Source organism: Mesorhizobium sp. M8A.F.Ca.ET.202.01.1.1, assembly GCF_004791595.1.
Lineage (GTDB): Bacteria > Pseudomonadota > Alphaproteobacteria > Rhizobiales > Rhizobiaceae > Mesorhizobium.
In genome coordinates this window covers 1-381 of sequence record NZ_SRUN01000101.1, presented here as the reverse complement: position 1 = coordinate 381, position 381 = coordinate 1, and the positions used below count along the sequence as shown (strand labels likewise).

At 68.5% G+C, this 381-nt stretch carries 1 protein-coding gene; it reads left to right on the top strand.

Going from position 1 to position 381, the window contains the following annotated elements:
* Positions 1 to 194 precede the first annotated feature (194 nt).
* Positions 195 to 381 (top strand): hypothetical protein (locus EN845_RS34020; RefSeq protein ID WP_135931285.1); only part of this gene is annotated, 187 nt, incomplete at its 3' end.

Below are 381 nucleotides of genomic sequence, written 5' to 3'. Positions count from 1 at the left end.
GGCCCGAGCTGCCCATACCAGCCTGTGACCTCGAAGCCGGCTTCCTGGAGCAGGGCGGCGAACTGGACCCGGGTGTAATGGCGGTGGTGGAACCGGTATCCCTTGAAGGGGAACACCGCCTCGTTCGGCACGCTGGCGATCAGGATGCCGGCGACCTTGCGCAGCTCGCGCAGCATCGGCAGCGGATCCGCGAGGTGCTCGATGGTCTCGAAGCAGACCGCGGCGTCGAGGGCGCCGCAAGGTCGCGCTGCGCGCCGGCGATGTCATGGAAATCGCCGGGTACGAGCGCGGCGCCCGAAATGCGCCTTGCCATAATCTATGGCGGCTGCGCTACGATCGATGCCGATGACGTCGTGGCCGGCGTCAGCGAGCACGGCGCCC